Annotated in this window: 17 protein-coding genes; 11 read left to right on the forward strand and 6 right to left on the reverse strand. The window is 75.2% G+C overall.

Features of this window, described 5'->3' with window-relative positions; genetic code table 11:
- The first annotated feature begins 132 nt into the window (after positions 1–132).
- Positions 133–2,046, forward strand: coding sequence for a glutamine--fructose-6-phosphate transaminase (isomerizing) (gene glmS / locus GA0074696_RS06835; protein WP_088960306.1), 1,914 nt, complete (start codon positions 133–135; stop codon positions 2,044–2,046).
- Positions 2,047–2,202: 156 nt separating this feature from the next.
- Here glmS and GA0074696_RS06840 read toward each other — a convergent pair whose 3' ends face one another.
- Together GA0074696_RS06840 and GA0074696_RS06845 are read right to left on the reverse strand one after the other, a co-directional pair.
- Positions 2,203–3,936, reverse strand: coding sequence for an alpha/beta hydrolase (locus tag GA0074696_RS06840; RefSeq protein WP_088960307.1), 1,734 nt, complete (start codon positions 3,934–3,936; stop codon positions 2,203–2,205).
- On the reverse strand, positions 3,933–4,229 hold the full coding sequence (locus tag GA0074696_RS06845; protein ID WP_088960308.1) for a hypothetical protein: 297 nt from the start codon (positions 4,227–4,229) through the stop codon (positions 3,933–3,935). Before GA0074696_RS06845 ends, GA0074696_RS06840 begins: the two co-directional genes overlap by 4 nt.
- Before the next feature lie 167 nt (positions 4,230–4,396).
- On the opposite strand from GA0074696_RS06845, the gene GA0074696_RS06850 reads away from it, so the two are divergent.
- The 6 genes from GA0074696_RS06850 (at position 4,397) to GA0074696_RS06875 (ending at position 9,880) form a co-directional block, all read left to right on the forward strand.
- Positions 4,397–4,765: a holo-ACP synthase gene (locus tag GA0074696_RS06850; RefSeq protein WP_088960309.1), complete on the forward strand. Its 369-nt coding sequence runs from the start codon at positions 4,397–4,399 to the stop codon at positions 4,763–4,765.
- A 55-nt stretch (positions 4,766–4,820) separates the two neighbouring features.
- Complete coding sequence (locus GA0074696_RS06855; protein ID WP_088960310.1) at positions 4,821–6,293, forward strand: NAD(P)H-hydrate dehydratase; 1,473 nt, start codon at positions 4,821–4,823, stop codon at positions 6,291–6,293.
- An 87-nt stretch (positions 6,294–6,380) separates the two neighbouring features.
- Complete coding sequence (alr, locus tag GA0074696_RS06860) at positions 6,381–7,499, forward strand: alanine racemase (RefSeq protein WP_088960311.1); 1,119 nt, start codon at positions 6,381–6,383, stop codon at positions 7,497–7,499.
- A 55-nt stretch (positions 7,500–7,554) separates the two neighbouring features.
- Positions 7,555–8,646: an alpha/beta fold hydrolase gene (locus tag GA0074696_RS06865; protein ID WP_088960312.1), complete on the forward strand. Its 1,092-nt coding sequence runs from the start codon at positions 7,555–7,557 to the stop codon at positions 8,644–8,646.
- Entirely contained in the window at positions 8,643–9,125 is a 483-nt protein-coding gene (gene tsaE, locus GA0074696_RS06870) for a tRNA (adenosine(37)-N6)-threonylcarbamoyltransferase complex ATPase subunit type 1 TsaE (RefSeq protein WP_088960313.1), read from the forward strand. Before GA0074696_RS06865 ends, tsaE begins: the two co-directional genes overlap by 4 nt.
- 53 nt (positions 9,126–9,178) lie before the next feature.
- A complete protein-coding gene (locus GA0074696_RS06875; protein WP_088960314.1) occupies positions 9,179–9,880 on the forward strand; it encodes a uracil-DNA glycosylase in 702 nt (233 codons plus the stop codon).
- On the opposite strand, the gene GA0074696_RS06880 is transcribed toward GA0074696_RS06875, so the two are convergent.
- Complete coding sequence (locus GA0074696_RS06880) at positions 9,869–10,570, reverse strand: helix-turn-helix domain-containing protein (protein WP_231925286.1); 702 nt, start codon at positions 10,568–10,570, stop codon at positions 9,869–9,871. The genes GA0074696_RS06875 and GA0074696_RS06880 overlap by 12 nt on opposite strands.
- A gap of 175 nt (positions 10,571–10,745) precedes the next feature.
- On the opposite strand from GA0074696_RS06880, the gene tsaB reads away from it, so the two are divergent.
- Genes tsaB through GA0074696_RS06900 form a run of 4 tightly spaced genes read left to right on the forward strand, consistent with a single transcriptional unit; the run spans position 10,746 to position 13,220 of the window.
- Entirely contained in the window at positions 10,746–11,423 is a 678-nt protein-coding gene (gene tsaB, locus GA0074696_RS06885; protein ID WP_088960316.1) for a tRNA (adenosine(37)-N6)-threonylcarbamoyltransferase complex dimerization subunit type 1 TsaB, read from the forward strand.
- Positions 11,420–11,896 carry a ribosomal protein S18-alanine N-acetyltransferase gene (gene rimI, locus GA0074696_RS06890; RefSeq protein WP_231925287.1) on the forward strand — a complete coding sequence of 159 codons (477 nt, stop codon included), beginning with the start codon at positions 11,420–11,422 and terminating at the stop codon, positions 11,894–11,896. The genes tsaB and rimI overlap by 4 nt, the downstream gene beginning before the upstream one ends.
- Entirely contained in the window at positions 11,896–12,942 is a 1,047-nt protein-coding gene (tsaD, locus tag GA0074696_RS06895) for a tRNA (adenosine(37)-N6)-threonylcarbamoyltransferase complex transferase subunit TsaD (protein ID WP_088960317.1), read from the forward strand. The genes rimI and tsaD overlap by 1 nt, the downstream gene beginning before the upstream one ends.
- Before the next feature lie 23 nt (positions 12,943–12,965).
- Positions 12,966–13,220: a hypothetical protein gene (locus GA0074696_RS06900; protein WP_088964398.1), complete on the forward strand. Its 255-nt coding sequence runs from the start codon at positions 12,966–12,968 to the stop codon at positions 13,218–13,220.
- Positions 13,221–13,278: 58 nt separating this feature from the next.
- Here GA0074696_RS06900 and GA0074696_RS06905 read toward each other — a convergent pair whose 3' ends face one another.
- The 3 genes from GA0074696_RS06905 to GA0074696_RS06915 form a co-directional block, all read right to left on the reverse strand.
- Positions 13,279–14,016, reverse strand: a complete 738-nt coding sequence (locus GA0074696_RS06905; protein WP_088960318.1) for a DUF4142 domain-containing protein — start codon at positions 14,014–14,016, stop codon at positions 13,279–13,281.
- Positions 14,017–14,151: 135 nt separating this feature from the next.
- The gene (locus GA0074696_RS06910; RefSeq protein ID WP_088960319.1) at positions 14,152–14,448 is read right to left on the reverse strand and encodes a DUF1707 SHOCT-like domain-containing protein; all 297 of its coding nucleotides are present in this window, start codon (positions 14,446–14,448) and stop codon (positions 14,152–14,154) included.
- A 44-nt stretch (positions 14,449–14,492) separates the two neighbouring features.
- Positions 14,493–15,674: an ROK family protein gene (locus GA0074696_RS06915; protein ID WP_088960320.1), complete on the reverse strand. Its 1,182-nt coding sequence runs from the start codon at positions 15,672–15,674 to the stop codon at positions 14,493–14,495.
- Between the last annotated feature and the right edge of the window lie 7 nt (positions 15,675–15,681).

A 15,681-nucleotide genomic window follows, 5' to 3' on the forward strand; every position in this document is an offset into this window, starting at 1 on the left:
CCGTGGCCTGGGCGGAACGGCGGGCAGGGTTGTCCGCAGGACGCCCGTTACCGGCCGATCGCTCAAATTCAGTGATTGTTTACCCGACTTCCGCGCACGCGTGATGAGCGAAACTGGGTTAGGCTGCGGACCATGTGTGGAATCGTGGGTTACGCCGGCTCGCGCCCGGCGCTCGGCATCGTGCTCGACGGACTGCGGCGGCTGGAGTACCGCGGCTACGACTCGGCCGGCGTGGCGATCGTCTGCGATGACGAACTGCTGACCGAAAAGAAGGCCGGCAAGCTGGCCAACCTGGAGAAGGTGCTCTCCGAGCGCGCCGCCAGCAACCCCGACGACTGCGCCGCCAGCCCGATCGGCATCGGGGACGGCACCACCGGCATCGGGCACACCCGCTGGGCCACCCACGGCGGTCCGACCGACCGCAACGCCCACCCGCACATGGCCCCCGACGGCCGGGTCGCCGTGATCCACAACGGCATCATCGAGAACTTCGCCAAGCTCCGGGCCGAGCTGGAGGCCGACGGCGTCCAGTTCACCAGCGACACCGACACTGAGTGCGCCGCCCACCTGCTGTCGGCGGCGCTGGCCGATCTGCGCGGCGCCGGCGAGGCCGACAGCCCGCAGCTGCTGGCCTCGGCCATGCGGGTCGTCTGCCAGCGGCTGGAAGGCGCGTTCACCCTGCTGGCCGTCGACGCCGGCATCCCCGGCGCGGTGGTCGGCGCCCGGCGCAACTCGCCGCTGGTCGTGGGTCGCGGCGACGGGGAGAACTACCTGGCCAGCGACGTGGCGGCGTTCATCGAGCACACCCGCGAGGCGGTCGAGCTGGGCCAGGACCAGATCGTCCTGATCACCGGTGACAGCATCGAGATCACCGACTTCGCCGGTCAGCCCGCCACCGGCAAGGACTTCCACATCGACTGGGACTCCTCGTCCGCCGAGAAGGGCGGCTACGACTGGTTCATGCTCAAGGAGATCGAGGAGCAGCCGCAGGCGATCGCCGACACGCTGCTGGGCCGGCTCACCGAGACCGGTGAGATCGCCCTCGACGAGGTCCGCCTCAGCGACCAGGACCTGCGCGACGTCGACAAGATCTTCATCGTGGCCTGCGGCACGGCGTACCACTCCGGCCTGGTCGCCAAGTACGCCATCGAGCACTGGACCCGGATCCCGTGCGAGGTCGAACTGGCCAGCGAGTTCCGCTACCGCGACCCGGTCCTCGACCGGTCCACGCTGATCGTGGTGATCTCCCAGTCCGGCGAGACGATGGACACCCTGATGGCGCTGCGCCACGCCAAGGACCAGAAGGCCCGGGTGCTGGCCATCTGCAACACCAACGGCTCGACCATCCCCCGCGAGTCGGACGCCGTGCTCTACACCCACGGCGGGCCGGAGATCGCCGTCGCCTCCACCAAGGCGTTCCTCACCCAGCTCGTCGCCTGCTACCTGATCGGCCTGCACCTGGCCCAGGTGCGCGGGATCAAGTTCGCCGACGAGGTGGGCGCGGTGGTGGCCCAGCTCCAGGAGATGCCGGGCAAGCTGCGCGAGCTGCTGGACCGGATCGAGCCGGTGCGCGAGCTGGCCCGGGAGCTGAAGTCCGAGCCGACCGTGCTCTTCATCGGCCGGCACGTCGGCTACCCGGTGGCCCTGGAGGGCGCGCTCAAGCTCAAGGAGCTGGCGTACATGCACGCCGAGGGCTTCGCCGCCGGTGAGCTCAAGCACGGCCCGATCGCGCTCATCGACAAGGGCACCCCGGTGATCTGCGTGGTGCCGTCGCCGGTCGGCCGGGGCATGCTGCACGACAAGGTCGTCTCCAACATCCAGGAGGTCCGTGCCCGGGGCGCCCGGACCATCGTGATCGCGGAGGAGGGCGACGAGGCGGTCGTCCGCTACGCCGACCACCTGATCTACGTGCCGCGTACGCCGACCCTGCTGGCCCCGCTGGTCACCACCGTGCCGCTGCAGGTGCTCGCCGCCGAGATCGCCGCGGCCCGGGGGCACGACGTGGACCAGCCGCGCAACCTGGCCAAGTCGGTCACCGTGGAATGACCTGACGGACGCGTCCACCGGACCCCGCCCGCCGTGACCACGGCCGGCGGGGTCCGCTCGTTCCGCTGGCCCGGCCTTGGCCCGGCCGACCCGGCCGACCCAAGACGACCGGGGCCGATCGCCCGGCGGGACGACCGACGGCACGGGTGGAGCCGGTCACCGGCCGAGCACGATCCGGGCCATCCCGTCCAGCGCCGGGTTGCCGGCCTCCCAGTAGCCGGTGTGGCCGTACCGGCCGCTGGGGAAGGTGCGCCCGCCGAAGCCCGGGTCACTGGGGTCGTGGCCGAACCACAGCTCGTGGTCGTCGGGGCGGAGCAGGGACACCGCCGTGGCCAGCGGCGACGCCGCCAGCACCGCCCGGCCGGTGAGCTGCCCGGGCGGCTCGACCAGCCGGATCACGTCGTCCGGCGCGGTGCTCGCCCAGATCCGCTCCGGCGGCAGGCGCAGCGCCTCGGCCCGGTCCACCCCGACCCCCGGCGAGCCCACGAAGACCAGGGCGTCCGCGTCGAGACCGTGGTCCCGGGCGGCGGCGCCCACCACCAGGGACCCGTAGCTGTGCCCCAGCACCGTCTGTCGGGCCGGTGGACCCTCGTGGGTCTCGCGCAGCCCGTCCTGGAAGCGGTGCAGCGCCGGCCCGGCGTCCCCGGCCTGGCTGGGCCGGGCCGCCTCGGGCAGGAAGTCCGGCGCGTCGTAGTCCAGCCAGAGCACCGCCGCCGTCTCCCGCCCGGGCGCGAGGCTGGCGCAGCGGGACAGCACCCGACCGGCCCGGCCCAGCTCGGCCGGGGCGTCGGCGAGGTCGGCGGTCATCCCCGGCACGTAGGTCAGCACCCGGTCGGCGCGGTCCGGGTTGCCGAGCGCCACGATGGCCCGCCCGTCCCCGGTCGGATCCAGCCCCAGCAGGTACGACCGGGGCGGCTCCGCCGCCGCCAGCCGCCCGGCGAGCCCGTCCAGGCCGGCCAGCCCCGCGTCGAGGCGGCGCAGCTCGGTCCGCTCCGCCGGGCCGGGGACCGCACGGCCCGCCAACTGCCGCCGCGCGGCGAGCAGTGCCTCCCGCCGGTCGTCGAGCAGCAGTCGGTTCGCCTGGTCCCGGGCGGCGACCGGCACCCCGTCGAGGCGCCCGACCCGGCCCGGCTCGTGCCACACCAGCCAGCGGCGCTGGCCCGGGGTGAGCCCCGCCCACCAGGCCCGGACCGTCGCCGGGTCGGCGTCGGCCGGTGGACGGCCCGGTGGCGGCGGGTCGGCCCAGCCGGCGCGGGCCGCCGCGCTCAGCTCGTCGAGTCGGGTGGCGGCCTCCCGGTCCGCCGCGTCGGCCAACGCCAGCGCGTCCCGCAGCGCGGCGGCCACCTGGTCCAGCGCCGCCGGCCCGGCCCGCTCGCCCGGCCCGGCTGCCGCGCCGACGTCCGCGCCCGGCGTCGGGGCCGCAGCCGGCCCGGTACGCCGGCCGGGCAGGGACCGGCCGCCCGGCGGTGCGCCCGAGCGGAGCCCGGCGCCGGGCAGGACACCGGCCTCCGGGCCGGCCCAGGTCGGCGCGCTGGGCGGAGCCGCGCTGACCCCGCCGCGGCGGTCGACGAGCACGCCGGTGCGGTCGGCGAGCGCCACCGCCTCCGCCAGCCGGGCCTTCGCCACCCGGAGCCGGCCGGCGAACTCGGCCAGCACCTGGTCGGCCTCGATCAGGGCGGGCAGCAGCGCGGTCAGCTCGCCCCGGAGCGCGCCGAGCCGCCCGTCGGCCGCCCCGGCGGCCCCACCCGACCAGCCCGCGCGCAGGGTCGCCGCGCACTCGGCCAGCGCCGCCCGGCGGCGCCGCACCGGGTCGGCCAGCCCGCGCCAGGCCGCCCCGGCCGCACCCCAGCTGCCGGGCGCGGCGCGCCAGAGCTGCGCGTACCCGGTCATCGGGGCAGCCCGGCGAGCCGGCCGGCGGCCCGGTCGTCGGCCGCGTCGTACCCGTCGGCCGCGGCGCGCAGGGCGGAGCCCGCCTCCGCCACCCGGGCGGCGAGCGCGCCGTGCCAGTCGTGCACGGCGGACTCCAACCGGGTCAGCGCGGCCGCCGCCCGCCACTCGGCCGCCGCCACCACCAGCCCCGGCACCCCGACCAGCCCGTGCGCCAGCGCGTACGCCTCGTCGGCGAGCCCGCCCGCCACCTCGCGCAGCACCGCGGCCCGCACCTGCACCGGCTCCCCGTCCACCCGCGCCCCCTCACGTCAGCACCACGTCGACGCTAGGCACCGGCCCGGGTCACTGGGAGGGCCTGTGGACGGCGGACGGTGGTCGTACCCGAGGGTTTTCCACAGGCGTTGCCCACAGCCGAGCAGGCAGCTAATCTGCCGCCCTTCCCGCCGGTAGGGTGAGCGTCGTGATCGTCGCGGTCGGCATCGACGTCGTGCTGGTGGACCGGTTCGCCCGGGCGCTGGCCCGCACGCCGCTGCTCGCCGACCGGCTCTTCACCGAGGCGGAGCGGTACACCCGCTCCGGCAACCCGCGCTCCCCGGAGTCGATGGCCGCCCGGTTCGCCGCCAAGGAGGCGGTCGCCAAGGCGCTGGGCGCCCCGGCCGGCCTGAGCTGGCACGACTGCGAAATCGTGCCGGACCCGGACGGGCGGCCCTGGCTCACCGTCTCCGGCACCGTGGCCGCCGCCGCCGTGGAGCGCGGGATCAACCGCTGGCATCTCTCGCTCTCCCACGACGGCGGGATCGCCTCGGCCATGGTGGTCGCGGAACGTTGATCGGCCGGGCGGGCCCCCGGGCCGGCTCGCGAGGTGACAGACGGGACGGTGTGGCATGAAACCGGTGTGGCGGGTCGCGGACGTACGCGCGGCGGAGGCCGGCCTGATGGCCACCCTCCCGCCCGGGACGCTGATGAAGCGGGCCGCGGCCGGGCTGGCCCGGCGCTGCGCGCTGCTCCTCGCCGACCGGGGCGGGGTGTACGGCGCGCGGGTCCTGCTGCTGGTCGGCACCGGCGACAACGGCGGTGACGCGCTCTACGCCGGAGCGCTGCTGGCCCGGCGCGGGGTCGCCGTGTCGGCGCTGCTGCTGACCCCCGGCCGGGCGCACGCCGAGGGGCTGGCGGCGCTGCGCGCCGCCGGCGGGCGGCTGGTCGACCGGCCCCCGGCCAGGGTCGACCTGGTGCTCGACGGCATCGTCGGGATCGGCGGCACCGGCGGGCTGCGGGAGACCGCCGAGCAGCTCGCGGCCAGCCTGGTCCGGTACTGCGGGCGCGACGGCGCGCGGGCGACCGTGGTGGCGGTGGACGTGCCGAGCGGGGTGGCGGTGGACACCGGCCACGTGCCGCTGACCGCCTCCGGCCGGCACAGCGCGGTGCGGGCCGACGTGACGGTGGCCTTCGGGGCGCTCAAGCCCGCCCTGGTGGTCGGGCCGGCCGCCGGCCTCGCCGGGCAGGTGGAGCTGGTCGACATCGGGCTGGAGCCGTGGCTGCGGGGGTCACCGGCGCTGCGGGTGACCGAGTGGTCGGACATCGTCGAGTGGTGGCCCCGGCTCGGCCCGGCCTCGGAGAAGTACAGCCGGGGCGTGGTCGGGGTGGCGACCGGGTCGGCGACGTACCCGGGCGCGGCGGTGCTCTCGGTGGGTGGCGCCCTGGCCGGGCCGACCGGCATGGTCCGCTACGCCGGTGGGGCCCGGGCGGAGGTGCTGCACCAGCACCCCTCGGTGATCGCCACCGGACGGGTCGCCGATGCCGGCCGGGTCCAGGCCTGGGTCTGCGGCTCCGGGCTGGGCACCGGCGAGGACGCCGCCGGCGAGCTGCGCGCGGTGCTCTCCGCGCCGGTGCCGGTGGTGCTCGACGCGGACGCGCTCACCCTGCTGGTGGACGGCTCGCTCGCCGACCGGCTGCGCAACCGGGACGCCCCGATCGTGGTCACCCCGCACGACCGCGAGTTCGCCCGGCTCTGCGGGGAGGCACCGGGGGCCGACCGGGTCTCCGCCGCGCTGCGGCTGGCCGCCTGGATGAACGCGACGGTCCTGCTCAAGGGGGACCGCACGGTGATCGGCACGCCGGACGGCCGGGCGTACGTCAACCCGACCGGCACCGCCGCGCTGGCCACCGGGGGTACCGGGGACGTGCTGGCCGGGTTGCTCGGCTCGCTGCTCGCCGCCGGGCTGGCCCCGGAGCGGGCGGCGGCGACGGCCGCGTACCTGCACGGGCTGGCCGGACGGGAGGCGGCCCGGGGCGGGCCGGTGACCGCGTCCGACGTGGCGGCCGCCCTGCGCCCGGTGCTGGCCCCGCTGGTGGACTGAGCCGCGGTCGGGCTCCCCGGCGTGGCGCGGGTCGCCGACGCGGGCGGGAGCACGGTCGTGTGATCACGGCGCAAGTAGGCTTGGCGTATGTGGCAGGCCGAGGTACGCGTCGATCTCGACGCGATCCGTGACAACGTGGCCCGGCTCCGGTCGGGTACGAGCGCCGAGCTGATGGCGGTGGTGAAGGGCGACGGGTACGGCCACGGCATGGTCCCGTCGGCCCGTGCCGCGCTAGATGCCGGGGCGGACTGGCTCGGGGTCTGCACGCTGGACGAGGCGCTGACCCTGCGCCGGGCGGGGATCACCGCGCCGGTGCTGGCCTGGCTGCTCGCCCCCGGGCTGCCGCTGCACGAGGGCGTCGCGGCCGGGGTCGACCTGGGCGCCGCCAGCCTGCCGCAGCTGGACGAGATGATCGAGGCGAGCCGCCGGGCGGACCGCCCGGCCCGGCTGCACCTGAAGATCGACACCGGGCTGTCCCGGGGCGGGGCCACCGTCGCCGACTGGCCGACCCTGCTGGAGGCCGCCGCGAAGGCCCAGGCCGACGGCCTGGTCGAGGTGGTCGGCGTGTGGAGCCACTTCGTGTACGCGGACCTGCCCGGCCACCCCACCACGGACCGCCAGCTCGCGGTCTTCCACGAGGGGCTGGCCATGGTCGAGCGGGCCGGGCTGCGCCCGCGCTACCGGCACCTGGCCAACTCGGCGGCCACGCTGACCCGCCCGGACACCCACTTCGACCTGGTCCGCCCGGGGATCGCCGTCTACGGCCTCTCGCCGGTGGCGGGGGAGCGCTTCGGGCTGCGTCCGGCGATGACCGGCCGGGCCCGGGTGATGCTGACCAAGCGGGTGCCCGAGGGCACGGGCGTCTCCTACGGTCACACCTACACCACCGGGCGGGAGGCGAACCTGGCCGTGGTGCCGCTCGGCTACGCCGACGGAGTGCCCCGGCACGCCTCCAACGTCGGGCCGGTGCAGCTCGGCGGGAAGCGGCGCACCATCTCCGGCCGGGTCTGCATGGACCAGTTCGTGCTCGACTGCGGCGAGGACGCGGTGGCCGCCGGGGACGTGGCCACCCTCTTCGGCAGCGGGGCGGACGGCGAGCCCACCGCCGACGACTGGGCCGAGGCGGTCGGCACCATCAACTACGAGATCGTCACCCGGTTCGGCAGCAGCCGGGTGCCCCGGGTCTACGACGGCGAGCGGCCGTGAGCGCGAGGAGTGAGCCGATCTTGCGAGCCCCGCAGTCGCGAACCGAGCTGGCACCGTGAGCCAGCGCTTCCGGATCCCCCGACCGCGCACCGCCGCCGGCAAGGTCGCCGGCGTGGTCGGGGCCGCGGTCGGCGTCGCCGCCGCGGGGCTCGCCGCGGGCGTGGTGAGCGAGCGCGTCCTGGTCCGCCGGCTCAAGGCCGACCCCACCGACCGGTACGCGCACGAGGTCTTCGGCGAGCAGCGGTACGACGACGCGTTCCGGCTGGAGTTGCCGGACGGCACCGACATCCACGTCGAGGTGGTCGAGCCGACCCGTCCGGCGCCGGGGCGGCCGACCGTGGTGCTGGTGCACGGCTTCTGCCTGGACATGGGGACGTTCCACTTCCAGCGCAAGCTGCTCGCCGAGCGGGGCGAGCACCGGATCGTCGCGTACGACCAGCCCGGTCACGGCCGCTCCGGGCGGCTGGAGAGCGGCGAGTACGACCTCGCCGCGCTGGGCCGCACCCTGCGCCGGGTGATCGACCGGACCGCCCCGGAGGGGCCGTTGGTGCTGGTCGGGCACTCGATGGGCGGGATGACCATCATGGCCTTCGCCGAGCTGTACCCGGAGATGTTCGGCGACCGGGTGGTCGGCACGGTGCTGATGGCCACCTCGGGCGGCCTGCTCGCGGAGACCAAGCTGGTGGCCCCGGCGCTGATCGGCCGGGTCGGCGCGCCGGTGCTCTACATGATGAGCAACGCCACCCGGTACGGCGGGACGGTCATCGACCGGGCCCGGAAGTCGACCTCCAACGTCGCCTGGCTGCTGACCCGCAAGTACGGCTTCGGCACCCGCAAGCCCAGCCCGGCCCTGGTCTCCTATGTGGAGGAGATGAACTCGCGGACCTCCGCCGACACGGTCACCCGCTATCTGCGTACCCTCGCCACGCACTCGCGCTTTCCGGCGCTGGCCGCGCTCAGCGGCACGCCGGTGCTGGTCGTGGTCGGTGACAAGGACATGATCACGCCGGTGACCCACTCGGAGGAGATCGTGCGCCGGCTGCCGCACGCGCAGTACATCAAGGTCGACGACAGCGGGCACGTGGTGATGCTGGAACACGCCGACGAGGTCAACAAGGCGCTCTGGGACTTCCTGGAGGGACTGTGACGCTGACCGTCACGCTGCCGACGGTCGAGGACACCCACGCGTTCGGCCGCCGGCTGGCCGGGGTGCTGCGCGCCGGCGACCTGCTGCTGCTCACCGGCCCGCTGGGCGCCGGCAAGACCGCGCTGACCCAGGGCATCGGCGCCGGGCTGGGGGTGCTCGGCGCCATCACCTCGCCGACCTTCGTGATCGCCCGGGTGCACCGGCCGGATCCGGCCCGGGGCGGCACTGTGGCCCTGGTGCACGCCGACGCGTACCGGCTGGGCGACGCGGCCGACCCGCGGGCCGAGATCGACGACCTGGACCTGGACGCCTCGGTGGACGACTCGGTGACCGTGGTCGAGTGGGGCGAGGGGCTGGTCGAACAGCTGGTCGACGCCCACCTGCGGGTACGCCTCGACCGGCGGGAGGACGACACCCGGCTGGTCGAGCTGGAGCCGGTCGGGGGCGACTGGGCGCGGCGCCTGGAAGCCCTGCGCTGAGGGCTGTCGTACCAGCTGCCTAAAGTGCCGGCACAGACTGCGAAAGGTTGCCGATGCCCGACGACACCCCCGCCCTGGACCTGCTGGCGCTGCTGCCGCAGGAGTGGCGTGCCGTGCTCACCCCGCACCTCGACCCGGCCCGCACCGCGGCGCTGGCCGAGTTCGTCGCCCGTGAGTACGCCACCCAGACCGTCTTCCCGCCGCTGGAGGGCCTCTTCTCCGCCTACCGGCTGTGCGCGCCGGGGGAGACCCGGGTGCTGATCCTCGGGCAGGACCCCTACCACCGGGCCGGGCAGGCGCACGGGCTCAGCTTCAGCGTCCGCGACGGGGTGACGGTGCCGCCGTCCCTGCGCAACGTCTTCAAGGAGCTGGGCGAGGACCTCGGCGTGCCGAAGCCGCGCAGCGGCAACCTCAACGGCTGGGCGGCGCAGGGCGTGCTGCTGCTCAACGCGGTGCTGACCGTCCGCCAGGCCACCCCCGGCTCGCACGGCAACAAGGGGTGGGAGGAGTTCACCGACGCCACCATCCGGGCGCTCGACGCGATGGAGCAGCGGGTGGTCTTCCTGCTCTGGGGCGGCTACGCGCGCAAGAAGGCGGCCCTGGTCACCAACCCGCAGCACGTGGTGCTGGAGGCCGGGCACCCCAGCCCGATGAACCCGCGCGGCTTCCTCGGCAGCCGCCCGTTCAGCGCCGCGAACAAGGCGCTCGCCGACGCCGGTCTGCCCACCGTCGACTGGGAGCGCTCAGCCGGCTGACCCGGCCGCCCGCCGGCGGTGGCGACGCAGCAGTTCGGCGGCGCGGGGATTGCTGAGTTCCAGCGCGACCAGCGGCACCACCGGGTAGCTCCGGTCTCCGTGCCGCACCTCGATCGCCTCCGGCAACTCGTCGCACATCGTGGCCCGGACGTCGCCGGAGATCGTCCGCCACAGGTGCTCGCCGGGCTCCTCCGGCTCCAGTCGCAGGTAGCCGAACTCCCGCCACTGCGCGTTCCAGCGCTGCCCGTAGCCGTCGGCGAGCCACTGGGTGAACCGGCCGGAGTCCGTCCACCGGACAGCGATCTCGATCTCGGTCACCGGCACGGCCGCACCCTGCAGCAGCGCGGCGCAGCTGCCGGTGAGCACGTGCGGGAGGTCGCCGAGCCGGTCCAGCACCCGGTCGAGGCCGGCCTGCGCGATCCGCTCGGCGACGGGCCGCGCGGCCAGCTCGTCGATCCGCGCGTCGAGATGGGCGTCGAGTGGTTCCACCGCGACGGTGAGCTGCAGACCCATGGCGGCGAGCAGGCGCTCCAACACGTCGACGCCGGGGCTGCGGTCACCGCGTTCGATCCGGGCCACCGTCGCCTGGCTCACGGACGCCAGTTCGGCCAGCTCCCGCTGGCTCAGCTCGTGCGCCTCCCGTTCGCGGCGCACGACGTCGCTGAGGAGGGTGACCAGACGCGAGGGCATCCCGGAATGGTGGGCCATGCCGGTGTGAGCGCGATACCTCAGAGGCATATTGATGACTCTGAGGTATCGCGCTCACACCGGTCCTGTCCTCCGGCGAGGTCACCCAGCGTGATGGCGGACCGCCTCGACGGGGTGTGACCGGGGATGACCGGCAGGGCGACTAGGCTGGCATACCGTGCTCGTACTGGTGGTGGACTCCTCGACCCCCGCGGTGACCGCGGCGCTGGTGGAGGTCTCGGCGGACGGGGTCGTGCCGCGGGCGCACCGCTGCACGGTCGACGCGCGGGCCCACGGCGAACTGCTCGCGCCGCAGGTGGACGCGGTGCTCGCCGACGCGGAGGCGCGGCCGCGCGACCTGGGCGCGATCGTCGCCGGGCTCGGTCCCGGCCCGTTCACCGGGCTGCGGGTCGGCCTGGTCACCGCCGCCACGATGGGCCAGGTGCTCGGCGTCCCCACGTACGGCGTCTGCTCGCTGGACGCCATCGGTTACCCGGCGGCGCTCGGCGAACCGGTCCTGGCGGCCACCGACGCCCGCCGCCGGGAGGTCTACTGGGCCGTCTACGACGGCGCCGGCCAGCGGATCGCCGGGCCGAACGTGGACACCCCCGCGGTCGCCGCCGAACGGGCCCGCGGCCTGGCCGTCACCGCCGCGGTGGGCGACGGCGCGCACCGGTACGCCGACGTGCTCGACCTGCCGCTGCGGGTCGAGCCCCGCTACCCCGACGCCAGCGCGCTGGCCGCGCTGGCCGCCGAGCGGATCCGGGCCGGCGCGCCTACGGAGGCGCTCATCCCGCTCTACCTGCGCCGGCCGGACGCCGTGGCGGCGACCACCCGCAAGTCGGTCCTGCCGTGAGCGCACCGGTACGACTGACCCGGTTCCGCTGGTGGCACGTCGACGAGGTGCTGCCGATCGAGGCGGACCTCTTCGGCGCCGAACAGTGGTCCCCGGCGATGTTCTGGAACGAGCTGGCCAGCGGCCACTGGTACCGGATCGCCACCGACGTCGACGGCACGGTGCTCGGGTACGCGGGGCTGACCGTCCAGCCGGACGAGGCCTGGGTGCAGAACATCGCCGTCCGGCGGGACGCCCAGCGGCGCGGCGTCGGCCGGATGCTGCTGGAGGAACTGCTCGCCGAGGCGGCCCGGCGCGACGTCCGCACCGTCCTGCTGGAGGTGGCGGCGGACAACGCGCCCGCCCAGAAGCTCTACGCCACGTACGGGTTCGAGCCGATCGGCGTCCGCCGCGGCTACTACCAACCGAGCAACACCGACGCGCTGGTCATGCGGCGCGTCGCGGACCCGACCGAGGACGGGACGGACGACTGATGGCTGACGAGCCCCTGGTCCTGGGAATCGAGACCTCCTGCGACGAGACCGGTGTCGGCATCGTGCGCGGGCACACCCTGCTCGCCGACGCGATCGCCTCCAGCGTCGAACAGCACGCCCGGTTCGGCGGCGTGGTGCCCGAGGTGGCCAGCCGCGCGCACCTGGAGGCGATCGTGCCCACCATGGACCGGGCGCTGACGGAGGCGGGCGTGACGCTCGCCGACATCGACGCGATCGCGGTCACCTCCGGCCCGGGGCTGGCCGGCGCGCTGCTGGTCGGCGTGGCCGCCGCCAAGGGCTACGCGCTGGCCGCCGAGAAGCCGGTGTACGGGGTGAACCACCTCGCCGCGCACGTCGCCGTGGACACCCTGGAACACGGTCCGCTGCCCGAGCCGGCGGTCGCCATGCTGGTCTCCGGCGGGCACTCCTCCCTGCTGCTCGTCGACGACCTCGCCCGTGGGGTCACCCCGCTCGGCGCGACCATCGACGACGCGGCGGGAGAGGCCTTCGACAAGGTCGCCCGCCTGCTCGGACTGCCCTTCCCCGGCGGCCCGTACATCGACCGGGAGGCCCGGGCCGGCGACCCGGCGGCGATCTGGTTCCCGCGCGGTCTCACCGCCGCCAAGGACCTCGCCGCCCACCGGTACGACTTCTCCTTCTCCGGGCTGAAGACCGCCGTCGCCCGCTGGGTCGAGGCACGCCAGCGCGCCGGTGAGCCGGTGCCGGTGGCCGACGTGGCGGCTTCCTTCCAGGAGGCGGTCTGCGACGTGCTGACCGCCAAGGCGCTCGACGCCTGCCGGGCCAACGGGATCGAGACGCTGGTGATCGGCGGGGGAGTGGCGGCCAACTCGCGGCTGCGGGCGATGGCCGAGCACCGCGCGGCGAAGCACGGCATCCGGGTCCGCGTACCCCGGCCGAAGCTCTGCACCGACAACGGCGCCATGGTGGCGGCGCTCGGTTCGCACCTGGTCGCTGCGGGCGTGACGCCGAGCCGGCTGGACCTGCCGGCCGACTCGGCCCTGCCGTTGACCACGGTCAGCGTGTGACGGCACGGAAGGGGAGCGGCGACGTGATCGTGCGGATGTGGGAGGCGCGTGCGGAGCCGTACGGCTTCGCCGACCTGATCACCTGGGTCTGCGACACCGCCCTGCCGGAGCTGGAACACGACCCGCTGCACCTGTCGAGCGAGGTCTTCTCCTCCACCGACCACCGGGTGGTGGTCATCTCCAAGTGGCGTAGCAACCCACAACCGCTGCCCGAGCCGCCGGCCATGCTGGTGGCCCGGCCCCCGCACTCCTGGGACTTCACCCAGGTCGACCGCTGAGGACCGCCGTCGGCGGCCGGGTTCCGTCGGAACCCGGCCGTCGACGGCGGCCCGCTGGTCAGCTGCGGCGCAGGATGCGCCAGGTGGAGACGCCCCCGACGCCGAGGGCGAGCAGGAAGACCGCCCAGACGATGGTGGTGCTGACCCCGACCGACGGGGCGGGGGCGCCGGCCTTGGCGGCAGCGATCAGCGAGTCGCTCTGAGCGGGCGGCAGCGCGGCCGGCGGCATCTGCTGCCAGCGGACCAGCCCGGTGCTCTCCAGCATCGCCATGTGGTCGTTGACGAATTTGTTGGCCTCGTCCGCGAGCTTGCGGACGGTGGCGTCCCGGGTGCTGGCGCGGACCGCGCCGATCACCGGGAAGATCTTGCCGTGTGCCACCCGGAGCCGGGTGACGAAGATCTGGTCGAACTGGTTGCCGTTCGCCTCCTGCATCTCGGTCAGCCACCCCTTCTGCTCGGTGGTGGGATCCGTCGGCAGGGTGGTGCCCAGCTTGTTGGCGGCGTTGACGACCAACTGGTCGAGTACCCCGTGCTGGCGGGCGATCTCGGCCCCGATCTCGCGCACCCGGGGGGACACCCCCTTCTCGGCGGCCATCTGCCCGGCCGGCATCTCCCAGAGCCCGGCCAGCCGTACCCCGTTGAGCAGCGTCATGTCGGCGGCGTTGATCTGGTTGCCCGGTGCGGCCACGGCCACGCCGGGCAGGACGCCGAGCCCCGCCACCAGCGCGATGAGCAGCACCGCCACCCGGTGGGTCCGGTGCCCTGGCCGACGACGTGCGGATTCCAGCGGTGCCATCCTGCGGTGCCTCCTCGGTCCGGGCCGTACGTGTCACGCCGGGCAGCGCACCCGGCCGCCCGTCCGTCCACTGGTACGGACCGCCGACCCGATCAGTTCACCGATGCTGAGCGGCAAGTCAGCCCGGGATGCCGGTCAGCGGGACAGCGCCATGAAGATCCCGAGCAGCAGCAGGGTGGCCGCGGCGACCGCGAAGAGCACCAGCAGTTCCCGCCGGCCGTGCCCGGTGGCGTCGGCCGCCCCGGCCGGCGCGGGTGCCGTGGGCAGGTCGCGGGTCAGCTCGGCCAGCTCGCCCAGGGTGCGCGCCGTCCAGACCGCGGCGACGCGATCGGAGAACTCGTCCAGGGTGAGCCGCCCGGCGCCGGTGTGCCGTTGCAGCTCGGCGACCACCCGGTGCCGGTCGTCGTCGGAGGCGCGCAGCTGGACGTCCACGTGCGACAGGGTACGCAGGCCGGGGCGTCGGCGGGAGCCGCCGGTCAGCCGGCGTCGAGCGGGTCGGCGAGGAGCCGTTCGAAGGCCAGCTCCGCCGCGCCGATCAGCGCCGCGTCCCCGCCGAGCTTGGGGGTGCGCAGCCGGACGTGCTCCAGGCAGGCGGGCAGCCCCATCGAGTTGAGCCGGCTGCGGACCTGGGCGGCGGCGGCCAGGTAGAGGTCGCGCATGGTGCCGCCGAAGATGACCATCTCCGGGTTGAAGATGTTCACCAGGTTCGCCACCCCGAAGCCGAGCCAGTCGCCGGCCCGGCGTACCGCCGTCTGGGCCCGGGCGTCGCCCCGGTCGGCGGCGTCGAAGACGGCCAGCAGCGCGTCGCGGCCGCGGGCGTCCGAACGGCCGGCGGCGCGGAGCAGCCCGTGCTCGCCGATCTCGGTCTCCCAGCAGCCCCGGGAGCCGCACTCGCAGGGGGCGCCGTCGCGGACCACCACCATGTGTCCGACCTCGCCGCCGTACCCGCCGTGGCCGGTGAGCCGCCGCCCGCCGGCGATGATGCCGGCGCCGACGCCGACGTCGCCGTACAGGTAGATCACGTTGTCGCAGCCGGCGGCGACGCCCCGGGCGTGCTCGGCGAAGGCGGCCATGTCCGCCACGTTGCCCACCGTGACGGGGACGTCGATGCCCAGCTCGGTGGCGAGCGCGGCGCCGATCGGCTCGTCCACCCAGCCGGTGGCCGGGCCGAGCCGGACCAGCCCGTCGTCGCGGCGGACCATGCCGCACACCGCCACCCCGGCGCCGACGCAGAGCGAGCCGGGCGCCACGTGCTGGTGCATCTCCTTGAGCGCGCCGGCCAGCAGCGGCGCGGTCTCCCCGGCGTCCAGGCCGCGCGGTCGGTCCAGGTCCCGGCGGTCGAGCACCTCACCGCCGAGACCGACCCGCGCGGCCCGCAGCCGGTCCACCTCGATGCTGTACGCGTACGCGTAGACCCGGGCCGACTCGGGCCGGACGACCAGCGACGCCCGGCCGGCGCGACCGGTCTCCTTCGGCGTCCCCTCGCTGACCAGTCCGGCGCCGGCCAGGTCGGCGGTGAGCGCGCCGATGGTGCTGCGGTTGAGCCCGAGGGTGGTGGTCAGTTCCGCGCGGGAGGTCGCGCCGTGGACGTGCACGTGCCGCAGCAGAGCCCCGAGGTTCTGCCGCCGGATCTCGTCCTGGCTCGGTCCTACCCGCATCGTTCCT

Source organism: Micromonospora purpureochromogenes, assembly GCF_900091515.1.
In the GTDB taxonomy this organism is placed as follows: Bacteria; Actinomycetota; Actinomycetes; order Mycobacteriales; family Micromonosporaceae; genus Micromonospora; species Micromonospora purpureochromogenes.

What these genes read in the sequence shown, in the direction of transcription:
- GA0074696_RS06915 (WP_088960320.1), bottom strand. Translation starts at nt 15,674, where the DNA reads ATGCGGGTAGGACCGAGCCAGGACGAGATCCGGCGGCAGAACCTCGGG.
- tsaD (WP_088960317.1), top strand. Translation starts at nt 11,896, where the DNA reads ATGGCTGACGAGCCCCTGGTCCTGGGAATCGAGACCTCCTGCGACGAG.
- GA0074696_RS06880 (WP_231925286.1), bottom strand. Translation starts at nt 10,570, where the DNA reads ATGCCCTCGCGTCTGGTCACCCTCCTCAGCGACGTCGTGCGCCGCGAA.
- alr (WP_088960311.1), top strand. Translation starts at nt 6,381, where the DNA reads ATGTGGCAGGCCGAGGTACGCGTCGATCTCGACGCGATCCGTGACAAC.
- GA0074696_RS06840 (WP_088960307.1), bottom strand. Translation starts at nt 3,936, where the DNA reads ATGACCGGGTACGCGCAGCTCTGGCGCGCCGCGCCCGGCAGCTGGGGT.
- glmS (WP_088960306.1), top strand. Translation starts at nt 133, where the DNA reads ATGTGTGGAATCGTGGGTTACGCCGGCTCGCGCCCGGCGCTCGGCATC.
- GA0074696_RS06855 (WP_088960310.1), top strand. Translation starts at nt 4,821, where the DNA reads ATGAAACCGGTGTGGCGGGTCGCGGACGTACGCGCGGCGGAGGCCGGC.
- GA0074696_RS06875 (WP_088960314.1), top strand. Translation starts at nt 9,179, where the DNA reads ATGCCCGACGACACCCCCGCCCTGGACCTGCTGGCGCTGCTGCCGCAG.
- GA0074696_RS06905 (WP_088960318.1), bottom strand. Translation starts at nt 14,016, where the DNA reads ATGGCACCGCTGGAATCCGCACGTCGTCGGCCAGGGCACCGGACCCAC.